The following is a 14,358-nucleotide window of genomic DNA, read 5'->3' as shown; positions in this document are numbered from 1 at the left end:
CAGTATGAGCACAATTCCCCTTACCAAACGCGGTGCAGAACTCTTGAAAGAGGAGCTGCACCGTCTTAAGCATGTTGAGCGCCCAGCAGTGATTATTTCTATTTCTGAGGCCCGTGCCCAAGGCGATCTCTCTGAGAATGCCGAGTATGACGCTGCTAAAGAAAAGCAGGGTTTCATTGAAGGCCGTATTCAGGAGCTAGAGGGCAAGCTTTCTGCAGCTCAGATTATTGATCCTGCTTCACTAGATGTTTCTGGTCGCATCGTGTTCGGTGCTACTGTGGATTTGGAAGATCTTGAAGACGGTACTAAATTTACTTATCAAATTGTCGGTGACGATGAAGCTGATATTGCCTCTAACAAAATCTCGATTAGTTCTCCAATTGCCCGCGCCCTGATTAGCAAGGAAGAGGGTGATGTGGTTGCTGTTCAAGCACCAGGTGGTAACCGTGAAGTTGAGATTTTGGCAGTTCGCTATATCTAAGCGCAATATCAAGAGCAGCTAATCTTATGCATGCTGGCGCACAACGCCTTTTTATCTTAGTTGCTGGTCTTTGGGTTGGTAGCATTCTTACCGTTGGATATTTGGTTGCACCAACAATCTTTGGCACACTTACCGATCGTCAAGTCGCTGGCATGGTTGCCGGTAGCATCTTTAAAGTAGAGGCTTATCTCAGTACGATAGTTTGTATTGCACTGATGGTGCTTGCAAATCTGCTCGTTACGCGCGGCCTCACTCAGTACAGAATCATTCGACTAATCCTATTAGGCATGTTGCTCTGCTCGATGGTGGCTTCATTCGTATTTATCCCCTGGATGAATACCCTGAGAGATCAGGCTCTGCTTAATGGAATGCCTGTCATGCTCTCGCCATCGGCGGATCTATTTGGAAAGCTCCACGGCGCTTCTAGTATCGTCTTTATGATTCAGAGCGCACTGGGCCTTTATCTGGTTTGGCGTCTCACTAAGCCAAATCCATAACTATTTAATTTAGGCAATAAAAAACGCCGACTAGCGGCGTTTTTTAAATCAGCTCAGTCGATTAAGACCCAAGCGATTTTTTCTTAGTACTACTCATGCGTACTTTACGCTTCTTAATCGGAGCGAGTGCAGCAGCAGCTTTACGATAGCCTGGTGATGACCAGCCAATTTTTGATTCAGCTGCTTCAGAGCGCAGCACACGTTTCTTTGGCGTAGCAGATTTCACAGCTGCAGCTCTGGCAAATGGTGCAGCATTCGAAGCAGAGCGTCGATCTGATCGTTCTGAGGTGCTGGTACGAACACCAGATTTTGTTGGAGCACGATTTGGCTGACGTTTAGTGCGTGGAGCTTGTAATGATTTCTTGGTCTGCTTTGATGATCTACTGAGATTTGAAAACGCTTCCTCAACTACATCTTTGGGTTTCCATAGAACCAGTAGCTTGCCAATATGCTGCACTGGTGCAGCATCGAGTTTGTCGCAGAGTTCTTCGTATATCGCCACGCGCGCTTCACGATCATCGCCAAACACGCGAACCTTAATGAGGCCATGATGACTAATAGCAAGCTTGGCCTCTTTAATTACAGCAGGCGTTAAGCCATCACCACCAACCATTACCACTGGACTTAAGTCGTGGGCATCAGCTTTGAGGGATTTGCGTTGTGCGGGGGTGATAGTAAGAGCAGTCATGGACTTGATGATAGAGCATTGATAGCTTAAAAGGCCTATTTGGAAGGGTTTTAACAGCTTTGACTACGATTCCTTTTGCTTTAGAGGGCTAAAACTAGGAAAATGTAGGGTGAAAGTGGGTAAGTTGTGGCAAAGAATAAATTTAATAAAAGTTGGTTGCAGGATCATTTAACCGATCCCTATGTGAAGATGGCTCAGAAAGAGGGCTATCGCGCTAGAGCGGTTTATAAACTCAGTGAAATTGATGAGCAAGATCACCTCATACAAGCGGGCATGACCATTGTCGACCTTGGAAGCGCCCCCGGGAGCTGGTCACAGTACGCCCGTAATCGTCTTACCGAGTTAGGCAAAAGCAATCCCAAGATTGAATCTGGCAAGCCTGATGGTCAAATCATTGCTATCGATATTTTGCCAATGGAAGATATTGCAGATGTCAGCTTTATACAGGGTGACTTTCGTGAAGAAGAGGGGCTCCAGGCTTTAGAAGCCTTATTGCCTAAGAGCGCTGAAGGCAAGGTTGATCTCGTCTTATCCGATATGGCGCCAAACCTTTCAGGCGTGGGCGTTGCAGACGCTGCTCGAATGGCCTTTTTAGCCGAAATTGCCCTAGACTTTGCCGTAGCCCACCTCAAGCCTGGGGGTGCTTTATTGATCAAATGCTTTAACGGCAGCGGTTACAGCCAGATTGTCGAATCCTTCAAAAAGGTCTTTAAAACGGTTGCCTCCCGCAAGCCTAAGGCCTCCCGGGCTAGATCCTCAGAGATTTTTCTACTGGGTCGTAACTTAAAACCCCCTAAATAAGCTCCCTTTAGGATATTGAGGCGACAGAAGCACCCCAATAACCCCCCGAAATAGATGGGTTTATTAAATAAATAAGCCATTGGCCCTTGAAAAAGGGTGGTAGTAGAATCAAATACTTAGAAAGCAATTGGCTTTAAATCCTGGGTAGATCCAGAAAAGGAAACAATTTGAACAGCAATATGTTCCAAAAAATCGGTGTGTGGCTCATTGTGGGCTTGGTACTTTTCACTGTTTTTAAACAGTTTGATAAACCCAAGGACCAAACTCAAGTCACGTATTCCCAATTCATGGATGACGCGAAAGCGGGCAAAGTGAGGCGTGTGGATGTACAAGGCCGTACATTGCAAGTTACTCCTGCTGACGGTTCTAAATACTCCATCATCTCTCCAGGCGATATTTGGATGGTTGGGGACTTAATGAAGTACGGCGTCCAGGTTACTGGTAAAGCAGATGATGAACCCAATATGTTGGTTTCTGCTTTGTACTATCTCGGACCTACTTTATTGATTATTGGTTTTTGGTTTTTCATGATGCGTCAAATGCAAGGTGGCGGTAAAGGCGGAGCATTCTCTTTTGGTAAATCGAAAGCGCGCCTAATTGATGAAAATAGTAACACCGTGACATTCGCTGATGTTGCTGGTTGCGATGAAGCTAAAGAAGAAGTCTATGAGTTAGTTGATTTCTTAAAAGATCCGCAGAAGTTTCAAAAGCTTGGTGGTCGTATTCCTCATGGTGTTCTGCTGGTGGGCCCTCCGGGTACCGGTAAAACCCTGCTGGCACGTGCTATTGCGGGTGAGGCGAAAGTTCCATTTTTCTCGATCTCGGGTTCTGATTTCGTAGAAATGTTTGTTGGTGTTGGTGCATCTCGCGTACGCGATATGTTTGAGAACGCTAAGAAAAATTCACCATGCATCATCTTTATTGATGAGATTGATGCTGTAGGTCGCCATCGCGGTGCTGGTATGGGCGGTGGTAATGATGAGCGTGAGCAAACCTTGAATCAAATGCTCGTTGAGATGGATGGCTTCGAAAGCAATAGCGGCGTGATTGTCGTTGCTGCTACCAACCGTTCCGATGTTTTAGATAAAGCCCTGTTACGTCCAGGCCGGTTCGATCGTCAGGTTCACGTTGGTTTGCCTGATATTCGTGGTCGCGAACAGATCTTGCAAGTGCATATGCGCAAAGTTCCAATTGATCCGGATGTCAACGCTGCAGTGTTGGCACGTGGCACACCAGGATTTTCTGGTGCGGATTTAGCGAATCTAGTTAACGAAGCTGCTTTATTTGCTGCACGTCGTAATAAGCGTTCAGTAGATATGAGAGATTTTGAAGACGCTAAGGACAAGATCTATATGGGTCCTGAGCGTAAGTCAGCAGTGATGCGCGAAGAAGAGCGTCGTAACACGGCTTATCACGAGTCTGGGCATGCGGTTGTAGCCAAGATTCTGCCTAAGGCTGATCCAGTTCATAAGGTCACCATCATGCCGCGTGGCATGGCTTTGGGTGTGACTTGGCAGTTGCCCGAGTTTGATCGTGTCAATCTGTACAAAGATCGCATGATGGAAGAGTTGGCGATTTTGTTTGGTGGTCGTGCTGCAGAAGAAGTTTTCTTAAACTCGATGAGCACCGGTGCATCGAATGACTTTGAGCGTGCTACTAAAATGGCGCGCGATATGGTGACGCGTTATGGCATGAGCGATAGCTTGGGTACGATGGTTTATGTTGATACTGAATCAGAAAGTATCTTTGGTCGCAACAGCACTAAGACCGTTTCTGAGTTAACTCAACAAAAAGTAGACTTTGAGATTCGTACGCTGATCGACAGCCAATACAACTTAGCGAGATCTATTCTTGAGAATAATCGCGATAAGGTAGAAGCCATGGTTGCTGCTTTGCTCGAATGGGAGACCATCGATGCTGAGCAAATCAATGACATTATGGAAGGTCGTCCCCCAAGAGCACCGCTTCCTCCTCCTGCAACCCAGTTTGGTAACTCTGCTGGTGGAGCACCTGGACCGGCTGCTGGTAGCGCCCCAGCAACAGCTTAAAACTTAGCCGTCTGAATGGACAAGCAAGGCATACAAGAGATGCCCACAACATGGCGTTGTGGGCGTTTTCTTTTTGACTTCACCAAACGTAAACGTCCCGTGGTTATGGGCATTCTGAATGCCACACCCGATTCATTTTCTGATGGCGGTCAATTTAGAACTCCGAAAGATGCCATCGCTCAAGCGGAGTTCATGATTGCCAATGGTGTTGATCTCATCGATATCGGTGGAGAGTCAACTAGGCCAGGAGCGGAGCCAGTAGAACTTCAAGAAGAGCTTGATCGTGTTTTGCCGGTGATTGAGGCACTCAAAAACTGTGGTGTACCTCTTTCAATTGATACCTATAAAGCAGAAACTATGCGTCAGGCACTTCATGCTGGCGTTGATTGTGTCAATGACATCTGGGCATTGAGACAAGACGGTGCCGTGGATGCTGTACTAGAGAGTCAAGATTGTGGAATTGTATTGATGCATATGCAACGCGATCCATTGACTATGCAATTTAATCCACAGTATCAAGATGTAGTAGCAGACGTCACACTATTTCATAAAGAACGTGCAGAGTTACTCAGATCAAAAGGCATTACCCAAAACAGAATTGCTATTGATCCAGGCTTTGGATTTGGCAAAAGCCTTGAACATAATCTGAGCATGTTGTCGCATTTCAAGGATTTCTCGAGTTTGGGGTATCCGGTCTTAGCGGGCATATCTCGTAAATCGATGATCGGTAAGCTCACTGGTAAGGATACCAGTGAGCGAGTAGCCCCTAGCATTGCAGCAGCCATTATGGCGGCTGATCGTGGGGCCAAAATTGTCAGGGTTCATGATGTTCCGGAAACAGTAGATGCTTTAAAGCTATGGGAAGCAATAGATTGCTAGAGCCTAAGCTCTGAGCCAAAGCTTCTCAGTTTTATAATGACCCTATGAAAAAACAATACTTTGGAACTGATGGCATTCGTGGTGAAGTAGGGCAATTTCCAATTGTCCCTGAGTTTATGACTCGCCTTGGATATGCCGCAGGCATGGTCTTATCCAGAGATGCCAAACCAGGCCAACGTTGCAAAGTATTGATTGGTAAAGATACGCGTATCTCAGGTTATTTACTCGAAGCAGCATTAGAAGCTGGTTTTGCTGCCGCAGGCGTCGATGTTATGTTGTGTGGACCAATGCCAACCCCTGGAGTAGCTTACCTTACTAAAGCCTTGCGTTTATCAGCAGGCGTGGTGATTTCTGCATCACATAATCCATATCAAGATAACGGCATTAAGTTTTTCTCGGCCAATGGCGACAAACTCGATGATGACTTTGAGTTAGCAATTGAAGCTGAGTTAGCAAAGCCCATGGGATGTGTGAGTGCGCAAGATTTGGGTAAAGCATTTCGCTTAGATGATGCAGCGGGACGCTATATTGAATTCTGCAAATCGACATTCCCAGGTGATCTCAATCTGAAGAAATTAAAGCTGGTAGTCGATTGCGCTAATGGCGCCGCCTATCACACTGCACCAAATGTCTTTCATGAGCTGGGTGCAGAAGTAATTTCCATTGGGGTTGCTCCAGACGGTAGAAACATTAATGATGGCTGTGGCGCAACTGCACCTGACGCACTCATTGCTAAAGTCAAGGCAGAAAAAGCGGATTTAGGCATTGCTTTAGATGGTGATGCAGACCGTCTGCAAATGGTCGATGCCACAGGCAGACTATTTAATGGCGATGAGCTTTTATATGTGCTCGCTAAAGATCGATTGGACCGTGGATATAAGATTGGCGGTGCAGTTGGTACGCTCATGACTAACTTGGCAGTTGAGAACGCGATTAAGGATTTAGGGATTGGATTTGAGCGTGCCAATGTAGGCGATAGATACGTTCTTGAGCTCCTAAAACAAAAGGGCTGGATTATTGGCGGAGAAGGTTCAGGCCATTTACTGTGCTTAGATCAGCATTCCACAGGTGATGGCACGATTGCGGCCCTCCAAGTGCTAGCAGCCATGAGTCAAAATAAAAAGAGTCTGGCGCAGTTATTGGAGAAGGTAAGCATCTTTCCCCAGGTGCTCTTGAATGTGAAATTCAAGCCTGGTTACGATTGGAAGTCAGATGAAAAACTCAAACAGCAGATCTCCAAAGTAGAGGCTGATCTGAAAGATATTGGCAGGGTGCTGATCAGGGCATCTGGTACAGAGCCCCTTCTCAGGGTGATGGTTGAGACTAAAGACGCCAAAGTAGCCATGACGGCTGCAAAAAGTATCGCCGATTTAGTGCCGATCGCATAATTCCTAGGGGATTATTTCTCAATTTTGACCTCATAATTTCAATCTAAACCATTGATTTATTTGATTTTTATTATTGATGACAATCCTGTCATCAAAGCGTCATAGTCCAATCGTATCGTCCTTATATCGCAATGTTGCGTTATTTCTATATTAGGACTAATCACATGAAATCTTTTTTGAAAAAAGCACTCGTTATTAGCGCTATTTCATTGGCCCCAATTGCATTTGCTGCTGATATGACAGGAGCGGGCGCAACATTCCCTTACCCAATTTATGCCAAATGGGCAGAAGCCTATAAGGCAAAAACCGGCTCTAATTTGAACTACCAGTCAATTGGTTCTTCTGGCGGTATCAAGCAAATTAAAGCAAAAACAGTGGATTTCGGTGCAACTGATAATCCAGTGAAATTTGAAGATCTTGAAAAAGATGGCATGGTTCAATTTCCAGCCATTATTGGTGGAGTAGTTCCAGTTATAAACGTTGACGGTGTTAAGCCAGGTGAGATCAAATTAGACGGCCCAACCTTAGCAGATATTTTCCAGGGCATTATCTCTGACTGGGGTGATAAGCGTATTGCAATCATGAACCCAGGCGTGAAGATCCCTTCCGGTCCAATTACTGTCATTCATCGCGCAGACGGATCTGGTACGACCGCTATTTTTACTGACTATTTAGCAAAAGTAAGCACCTTGTGGAAAGATGCTGTTGGTGCTGGCGCCGCAGTGAAATGGCCGGCCGCTTCTTCAGTTGGCGGTAAAGGCAATGAAGGTTTTGCTGCAAACGTGTCTCGTGTTAAGAACTCCGTTGGCTACGTTGAATATGCTTATGCCAAGAAGAACAAGATGACCTATATCTCTTTGAAAAATAAAGACGGTAATTTTGTTGCACCTGATGATGTAACTTTTGCTGCAGCTGCTGCTGGAACTGATTGGGCAAAGATCCCTGGTATGGGCACCTTTATCACCAATGCTTCTGGTGCTAAATCATGGCCAATTAGCGGTGCTTCCTTTATCTTGCTTTACAAGAATCCAGATAACAAAGCAAATGCTGCTGAAGTGATCAAATTCTTTGACTTCGCATTTAAAGATGGCAAGAAAATGGCAGAAGAGTTGGATTATGTTCCGATGCCTGATTCAACAACAGACTTTATTCGTAAGAACGTATTTACTAAAGTTGCAACCAAGTAAGGTTTGATAGTTCTCTTTAAGTCACTTGTTAATGTACAGCTCCACAAGATTGTGGAGCTGTTTCATCATTTAAATAAGCCAAATTCATAATGGATATTCTTCAGTCTCACTCGGCTCCGACACAGCAGGCCCTTAGGATTGCTAAGTTACAGCGTGTTCAAGATTTTCTATTTCACGCAATTACACAATTCTTTGCGGTATCAGTACTGATTGCTTTGGTGGGCATCATTATTTCATTGGTGATTAATGCTTGGCCAGCTCTTGATAAATTTGGAATTGGATTCTTCTTCACTAAAGAGTGGGACATTATTAACGGTGAGTTTGGTGGCCTAATTGCTATCTACGGAACTATTGTCACCTCTCTAATTGCTTTACTAATTGCAGTACCCTTAAGTTTTGGTATTGCAGTATTTTTAACTGAGCTATGCCCAGCTCCACTCAAAAGACCTTTAGGTACCGCAGTCGAATTACTTGCTGCTGTACCCTCGATTATTTATGGTATGTTTGGTCTGTTCATATTTGCACCACTGTTTGGTGAATACATTCAGCCAGCATTAGCTGCAACCCTTGGTCAGATCCCTGGTTTAGGCATTCTTTTCTCTGGCGCATTTAACGGTATCGGTATTCTCTGCGCAGGTTTGATACTCGCGATGATGATCCTACCGTTCATCGCCTCAGTGATGCGAGACGTATTCGAAATCGTTCCGCCAGTGCTGAAAGAATCTGCCTATGGTATTGGATGTACAACTTGGGAGGTTGTTAAGAACGTGGTACTTCCTTATACCAAGGCTGGTGTGATTGGCGGCATCATGCTTGGATTGGGTAGGGCGCTCGGTGAGACGATGGCAGTGACTTTCGTTATTGGTAATGCCCACCGCTTATCCCCCTCATTATTTGCCCCTGGAAACTCAATTGCATCGACCTTAGCTAACGAGTTTGGCGAAGCTGAGCTTGGAGCGCATTATTCCTCCTTATTCGCCCTGGGTCTTGCGCTATTTGTTATCACATTCATTGTATTAGCTGTTGCTAAGTGGATGCTGATGAATATGGAGAAAAAGCAAGGACTCAAAACATGAACGGCCTCTCAAATATTAATCCTGCAATTTTTGCCAAGCGTAAGCGTGCAAACAAAATTGGCTTAGTCCTCTCTATGATGGCCATGGTCCTGGGTATGGTTTTTTTGCTCTGGATTTTGAGCGTTTTATTTATCAAAGGTTTTTCATCAATTAATTTAGATGTCTTTACGCACAGTACACCTGCACCGGGATCAGAGGGCGGTGGTTTGGCTAATGCGATTGTTGGCAGTCTCATGATTGTGGCTAGCTGTACGTTAATCAGCACTCCTGTTGGCGTGTTGGCTGGTTTATATCTATCAGAGTATGGCGATAGAAGTAAGGTTGCCTCAACCACTCGTTTCGTTACTGACATCATGTTGTCTGCCCCCTCAATTGTGATTGGTCTATTCGTGTATGCATTGGTAGTAGCACAAGTTCGTCACTTCTCGGGTTGGGCTGGCACGATTGCATTGGCTCTGATTGCGATTCCAGTTGTAGTGAGAACAACAGAAAATATGCTGCGCTTAGTTCCAGGAAGTTTGCGTGAAGCTGCCTATGCCTTAGGCACGCCTAAATGGAAAGTCGCTTTCATGATTACTTTGCGCGCTGCGAAAAGTGGCGTGATAACCGGTATCTTGTTGGCTCTTGCACGCGTGAGCGGTGAAACAGCGCCATTGCTATTTACAGCATTAAATAACCAATTCTTCTCGACCAATATGAATGCCCCAATGGCTAACTTGCCAGTGGTCATTTTTCAGTTTGCAATGAGCCCTTATGATAACTGGGTTGATTTAGCCTGGGCTGCAGCTTTATTGATCACATTTGCCGTACTCGGTTTAAATATTTTGGCACGAGTGGTATTCCGTGAGAAGGTCCAAGGATGATGAGTAATATGAAATCAATGTTTGACTTAAATAAGATTGATAGTCAAGGGGGTAATGTGGAATCAATAAATCAACAATCAGAGCAGGCTGTTATCAATGCGCTTGAAGTTCGAAATCTCAATTTCTTTTATGGTTCATTTCAGGGCCTCAAAGACATCAATCTTGATATTGAGCAGGGTAAGGTAACTGCATTTATTGGACCCTCTGGTTGCGGTAAATCTACGCTATTGCGTACCTTGAATCGCATGTATGACCTCTATCCTGGTCAACGTGCCGAGGGTGAAATCAACTTCTACGGCCAAAATATCCTGGAGCCAGGACAAGACTTGAACTTACTGCGTTCACGTATTGGTATGGTTTTCCAAAAGCCAACCCCATTTCCAATGTCCATCTATGAAAACATTGCCTTTGGTGTGCGTTTATATGAAAAGCTTTCCCGCTCAGAAATGGATGAGCGTGTTGAGTGGGCCCTCAATAAGGCAGCCTTGTGGAATGAAGCTAAAGACAAATTGAACCAAAGTGGCTTATCACTATCAGGCGGTCAACAACAGCGCCTTTGTATCGCTCGTGGTGTTGCAGTGAAACCATCTGTGATTTTGCTCGATGAGCCTACATCAGCATTGGACCCGATTTCTACCGGCAAAATTGAAGAATTGATTAATGAGCTCAAGCATGAGTACACAATTGCGATTGTTACCCACAATATGCAGCAGGCTGCCCGAGTATCTGATTACACTGCCTATATGTATCTTGGAAGCATGGTTGAGTATGGTAAAACAGATGAAATATTTATCAAGCCTAAGCGCAAAGAAACAGAAGACTATATTACCGGTCGCTTCGGTTAATTGGAGACACTAAATGCCAGATAAACACTTATCATCACAATTTGATGCGGACTTAAATTCACTTTCTAGTCGTTTATTAGAGATGGGTGGCTTAGTAGAAGCACAGATTTCTACTGCTATGCGTGCATTCACGCAAATGGATATTGATACTTGTAATATTGTTATCGAGAATGAAAAACTGGTAAACGATCTTGAGGTTCAAATTGACCTAGCTTGTACTGAACTCATTGCTAGACGTCAGCCAACTGCTCGCGACTTACGCTTAGTAATGGCTGTATCAAAGGCGATTACTAATCTTGAGCGTGCAGGCGATGAAGCAGAACGTGTTGCAAAGCGTACTAAACGCCTGATTGAGGCCGGTACCCCACACAACATCAACGTTGCCGAAATACGTCTCTCCGGTCAAATGGCCATTAATCTATTACGTCGTAGTTTGGATGCATTTGCACGACTTGATACCGTTGCGGCTGCTGAGGTTGTGGCTGAGGACCGTCAGATTGATGAAGAGTTTAGGGGCTTTGTCCGAAAACTCATTTCGTATATGTCTGAAGATCCGCACATTATTAGCACTGGCTTAGATATGCTCACAATTGCCAAGGCAATTGAGCGCATTGGCGATCATGCAAAAAACATTGCTGAGTTTGTAATTTATATTGCAAAGGGCTCAGATGTTCGCCATATACCGCACGAAGATTTAGTACGCGAAGCTAACAAAGAATAATCACAATACCTACTATGACTCACCGCATACTAATAGTTGAAGATGAGCCATCAATTGCAGAGTTGATTGCAATTAATCTAACCCATTCTGGTTATGAAGTAGAAAGGGCAATGCAAACTGATCTTGCCGTGGCAATGATGAAGGATCGCTTGCCTAGTATGGTTATCCTTGATTGGATGCTTCCCGGTAAGTCCGGTGTTCAGTTTGCAAAAGAATTACGGGCAAACGAACGCACTAGAGGCTTACCCATTTTGATGTTAACTGCAAAGAGTGAAGAGGCAGATAAGGTAATGGGCTTAGATTCTGGTGCGGATGACTATGTCACCAAGCCTTTTTCACCGAAGGAATTAATCGCACGGGTCAAAGCTTTACTGCGTCGGCAGACCCCTATAGATGATATCGGCCCACTTTCTATTGGCCCCCTAAAACTGGATCCCAGCTCCCATCGAGTCTTGGCTGTTTGGCCTAATTGTGAGCCTAAGCCAGTTGCTTTAGGTCCTACAGAGTATCGCCTGCTGCAATTCTTTATGGCTAACCCAGAGCGCGTTCATTCCCGCACCAACTTACTCGATAAGGTATGGGGTAATGAAGTTTATATCGAAGAGCGCACTGTAGACGTCCACATTAAGCGCTTAAGGGCTGCATTGACCCCCGTTGATTGCGATCGCTTTATTGAGACTGTCAGGGGTAGTGGCTACCGCATCACCAAAACGCCGACTGAGACCTAGGCCTACCTAGCCAGGTTTCTGGGCCATTTTTTGGAGCTTTTTAGAGATCGTCTAAGATTGCACCATGATTTCTGCTTTATCTCGCTTCATTTTCCTAGTTTGCCTTGCGCTTATAGGCGCATTTATTGTCTTATACAACTGGGGTGCTGAATTAGCCATTCTGACTGGAGTAGCCTTTTTATCTATTCCTTTAGTCTATTCCTACATCAATCTAGCAAAATTAAGTAAATACATTCAATCTGATTCGGTTGAGATCATGCCTCTGCCGAGTGGTCTTTGGGAAGAGATATTTTTTAAACTTCAACGTTTAGTTAAAACTCTAAAGCAAAGAATGCGCAATATCGAGCAGCAGCATGATCACTTTATAGAGGCGTTTCAAGCATCACCAAATGGAATCTTGATGCTTGATCAGGATGATCAGATCGAATGGTGTAATAGTATTGCTGAACGATTCTTTGGATTGGTTTTTAAGCGAGATGTGATGCAGCGGATTAATTTTTTAATTCGTCGGCCAGAATTTATTCAATATCTCAATAAACGTAGCTTTGATGAGCCATTGTTACTTGAGCGAATGGGTCCGGACAGTAGCCTTAGCTTGATGTTACAAGCCTTTCCTTTTGGTAACCGGCGCCATTTACTGTTGGTACAAAACGTAACTGATCTCCAAAAGGCGGATGCCATGCGCCGCGATTTCGTTGCTAATGTATCTCATGAAATGAGAACTCCAATCACGGTCCTGATGGGATTTCTTGAAACAGTTCAATCTTTGGAACTTGAAAAAGGTCAGCGCGATCAGTATTTTGAGATGATGATGTCTCAAGCGCAACGCATGAAGAGTTTGGTGGAAGACTTATTAACGCTTGCCAATTTAGAAGCTAATTCATTGCCGGCGGCGACAAATAAGGTCAATATTGAAACATCAATGGCTTTACTTAAAAACGATGCAGAAGCTTTGTCTCACGGCCATCATAGCTTTACTTTTGAAGCCCTTAGCAAACAAGATATCTTGGGCGAAGAACGTGAAATACTTTCTGCATTTAGCAATTTGGTATCGAACGCCATCCGCTATACGCCTGATGCTGGCGACATTCACGTTAAGTGGAGCGTTAATGCAGACGGACTGGGAGAGTTCTCCGTAACTGATACTGGTCCAGGGATTGCCTCAGAGCACCTATCAAGACTTACAGAGCGTTTTTACCGGGTAGATAGAAGTCGTTCTCGTGATACGGGGGGTACGGGACTTGGTCTTGCAATCGTCAAACATATTGCTAGTCGACATCAAGCGCAATTAGCCATTGAAAGTACGCCAGGAAAAGGGAGTACTTTTAAGTTGTGCTTTCCCAGGGAACGCCTAACCCCTGAGGCTTAATCCTTTTTCTTCTTTTTCTTCTTTTTGGACTCTTTAGGGAGTTTTTCCGTTTTCCCGCCAGCGTATAGGCACCAAACTTTAATTTCCTCAAGGAGCTCTACAAGATCATCATGAGGGAGGCTTTTAAGGTCAACAAGGCCAATAGCGCCACTTTCTTGTAGCTGTTTTACTGCATCTTCGTATCGATATTCACTCATGGCTTTAGCTTATTATTTCTAGGAAAAGCAATCCTATCAAAGAAATATGACAAAACACGTTTTTTAGCGTTTTAAGGCCGATTTAGTCTGGATCACCTGAGATTTCAGAGCTCCTTTTAACCCCATTCAGCCGTGCAAAAAGTCTTTCTAAGGGGCCTCCCAAGGCAAGGGTAAGTAGGATAGCTCCTAGAGCCAATCCTCCTAATACAAACTGCCCTGCACCAAAGGCAGCCCCAATTAGGGCGCAAGCCCAAAGACTGGCTGCAGTAGTGAGACCATGAACCCGTCTGGAGTGCTGCTCATGAATAATCACCCCAGCACCCAAAAAGCCGAGACCAGTAATCAATCCTTGCAAAACACGGCTGACTGCCTGAGCATCATCCTGTACGAAGTCGCTAATCAGCATAATCGCTGTGGCAGACCCAATTGCAACCAAAGAGTGTGTGCGTATACCGGCAGACTTGTGGTGCAACCACCGATTGAGGCCAAGAATAGTCCCAACAAGCAGGGCAAAAGCTAGTCTTAGGACCATAGTGCCGTATAGATTGAAATCCTGCATGCTTATTTCCGTAGAAAAGTATTTGTTGGCT

The 14,358-nt window shown here is 44.8% G+C and carries 16 protein-coding genes; 13 read left to right on the top strand and 3 right to left on the bottom strand.

Going from position 1 to position 14,358, the window contains the following annotated elements; genetic code table 11:
• Window positions 1-4: 4 nt before the first annotated feature.
• Together greA and ICN17_RS08900 are read left to right on the top strand one after the other, a co-directional pair.
• Complete coding sequence (greA, locus tag ICN17_RS08905; protein WP_087910051.1) at window positions 5-481, top strand: transcription elongation factor GreA; 477 nt, start codon at window positions 5-7, stop codon at window positions 479-481.
• A 26-nt stretch (window positions 482-507) separates the two neighbouring features.
• On the top strand, window positions 508-978 hold the full coding sequence (locus ICN17_RS08900) for a DUF4149 domain-containing protein (RefSeq protein WP_216237140.1): 471 nt from the start codon (window positions 508-510) through the stop codon (window positions 976-978).
• A gap of 61 nt (window positions 979-1,039) precedes the next feature.
• On the opposite strand, the gene ICN17_RS08895 is transcribed toward ICN17_RS08900, so the two are convergent.
• Complete coding sequence (locus ICN17_RS08895) at window positions 1,040-1,666, bottom strand: YhbY family RNA-binding protein (protein WP_216237139.1); 627 nt, start codon at window positions 1,664-1,666, stop codon at window positions 1,040-1,042.
• A gap of 126 nt (window positions 1,667-1,792) precedes the next feature.
• Here ICN17_RS08895 and ICN17_RS08890 point away from each other — a divergent pair, with 126 nt between their 5' ends.
• From ICN17_RS08890 to phoR, 11 genes are all read left to right on the top strand, one after another.
• Window positions 1,793-2,467 (top strand): RlmE family RNA methyltransferase, encoded by a 675-nt coding sequence (locus ICN17_RS08890; RefSeq protein ID WP_216237138.1) that lies wholly within the window; start codon window positions 1,793-1,795, stop codon window positions 2,465-2,467.
• A 167-nt stretch (window positions 2,468-2,634) separates the two neighbouring features.
• Window positions 2,635-4,515: an ATP-dependent zinc metalloprotease FtsH gene (gene ftsH / locus ICN17_RS08885; protein WP_216237137.1), complete on the top strand. Its 1,881-nt coding sequence runs from the start codon at window positions 2,635-2,637 to the stop codon at window positions 4,513-4,515.
• Between the two features lie 39 nt (window positions 4,516-4,554).
• Window positions 4,555-5,394, top strand: coding sequence for a dihydropteroate synthase (folP, locus tag ICN17_RS08880; RefSeq protein WP_216237136.1), 840 nt, complete (start codon window positions 4,555-4,557; stop codon window positions 5,392-5,394).
• A 44-nt stretch (window positions 5,395-5,438) separates the two neighbouring features.
• The gene (gene glmM / locus ICN17_RS08875) at window positions 5,439-6,782 is read left to right on the top strand and encodes a phosphoglucosamine mutase (RefSeq protein WP_216237134.1); all 1,344 of its coding nucleotides are present in this window, start codon (window positions 5,439-5,441) and stop codon (window positions 6,780-6,782) included.
• Window positions 6,783-6,946: 164 nt separating this feature from the next.
• Complete coding sequence (gene pstS, locus ICN17_RS08870; RefSeq protein WP_216237133.1) at window positions 6,947-7,969, top strand: phosphate ABC transporter substrate-binding protein PstS; 1,023 nt, start codon at window positions 6,947-6,949, stop codon at window positions 7,967-7,969.
• A gap of 89 nt (window positions 7,970-8,058) precedes the next feature.
• Window positions 8,059-9,045 carry a phosphate ABC transporter permease subunit PstC gene (gene pstC / locus ICN17_RS08865; protein ID WP_216237131.1) on the top strand — a complete coding sequence of 329 codons (987 nt, stop codon included), beginning with the start codon at window positions 8,059-8,061 and terminating at the stop codon, window positions 9,043-9,045.
• Window positions 9,042-9,908, top strand: a complete 867-nt coding sequence (pstA, locus tag ICN17_RS08860; RefSeq protein WP_216237130.1) for a phosphate ABC transporter permease PstA — start codon at window positions 9,042-9,044, stop codon at window positions 9,906-9,908. Before pstC ends, pstA begins: the two co-directional genes overlap by 4 nt.
• An 8-nt stretch (window positions 9,909-9,916) precedes the next feature.
• Entirely contained in the window at window positions 9,917-10,753 is an 837-nt protein-coding gene (gene pstB / locus ICN17_RS08855) for a phosphate ABC transporter ATP-binding protein PstB (RefSeq protein ID WP_216861830.1), read from the top strand.
• A gap of 13 nt (window positions 10,754-10,766) precedes the next feature.
• Window positions 10,767-11,474: a phosphate signaling complex protein PhoU gene (gene phoU, locus ICN17_RS08850; protein WP_216237128.1), complete on the top strand. Its 708-nt coding sequence runs from the start codon at window positions 10,767-10,769 to the stop codon at window positions 11,472-11,474.
• 14 nt (window positions 11,475-11,488) lie between these two features.
• Window positions 11,489-12,202 (top strand): phosphate regulon transcriptional regulator PhoB, encoded by a 714-nt coding sequence (phoB, locus tag ICN17_RS08845; RefSeq protein WP_216237125.1) that lies wholly within the window; start codon window positions 11,489-11,491, stop codon window positions 12,200-12,202.
• A gap of 64 nt (window positions 12,203-12,266) precedes the next feature.
• Window positions 12,267-13,571 (top strand): phosphate regulon sensor histidine kinase PhoR, encoded by a 1,305-nt coding sequence (gene phoR, locus ICN17_RS08840; protein ID WP_216237123.1) that lies wholly within the window; start codon window positions 12,267-12,269, stop codon window positions 13,569-13,571.
• Here the strand turns inward: phoR and ICN17_RS08835 are convergent.
• Both ICN17_RS08835 and ICN17_RS08830 read right to left on the bottom strand, forming a co-directional pair.
• Entirely contained in the window at window positions 13,568-13,768 is a 201-nt protein-coding gene (locus ICN17_RS08835) for a hypothetical protein (protein WP_087910038.1), read from the bottom strand. The genes phoR and ICN17_RS08835 overlap by 4 nt on opposite strands.
• An 82-nt stretch (window positions 13,769-13,850) precedes the next feature.
• Complete coding sequence (locus ICN17_RS08830) at window positions 13,851-14,327, bottom strand: MgtC/SapB family protein (protein ID WP_216237122.1); 477 nt, start codon at window positions 14,325-14,327, stop codon at window positions 13,851-13,853.
• Window positions 14,328-14,358 lie beyond the last annotated feature (31 nt).

Source organism: Polynucleobacter sp. 73C-SIWE (genome assembly GCF_018882465.1).
Lineage (GTDB): Bacteria > Pseudomonadota > Gammaproteobacteria > Burkholderiales > Burkholderiaceae > Polynucleobacter.
Note: the sequence above shows the minus strand (reverse complement) of the source record. Positions and strands in the feature narration are given on the sequence as shown.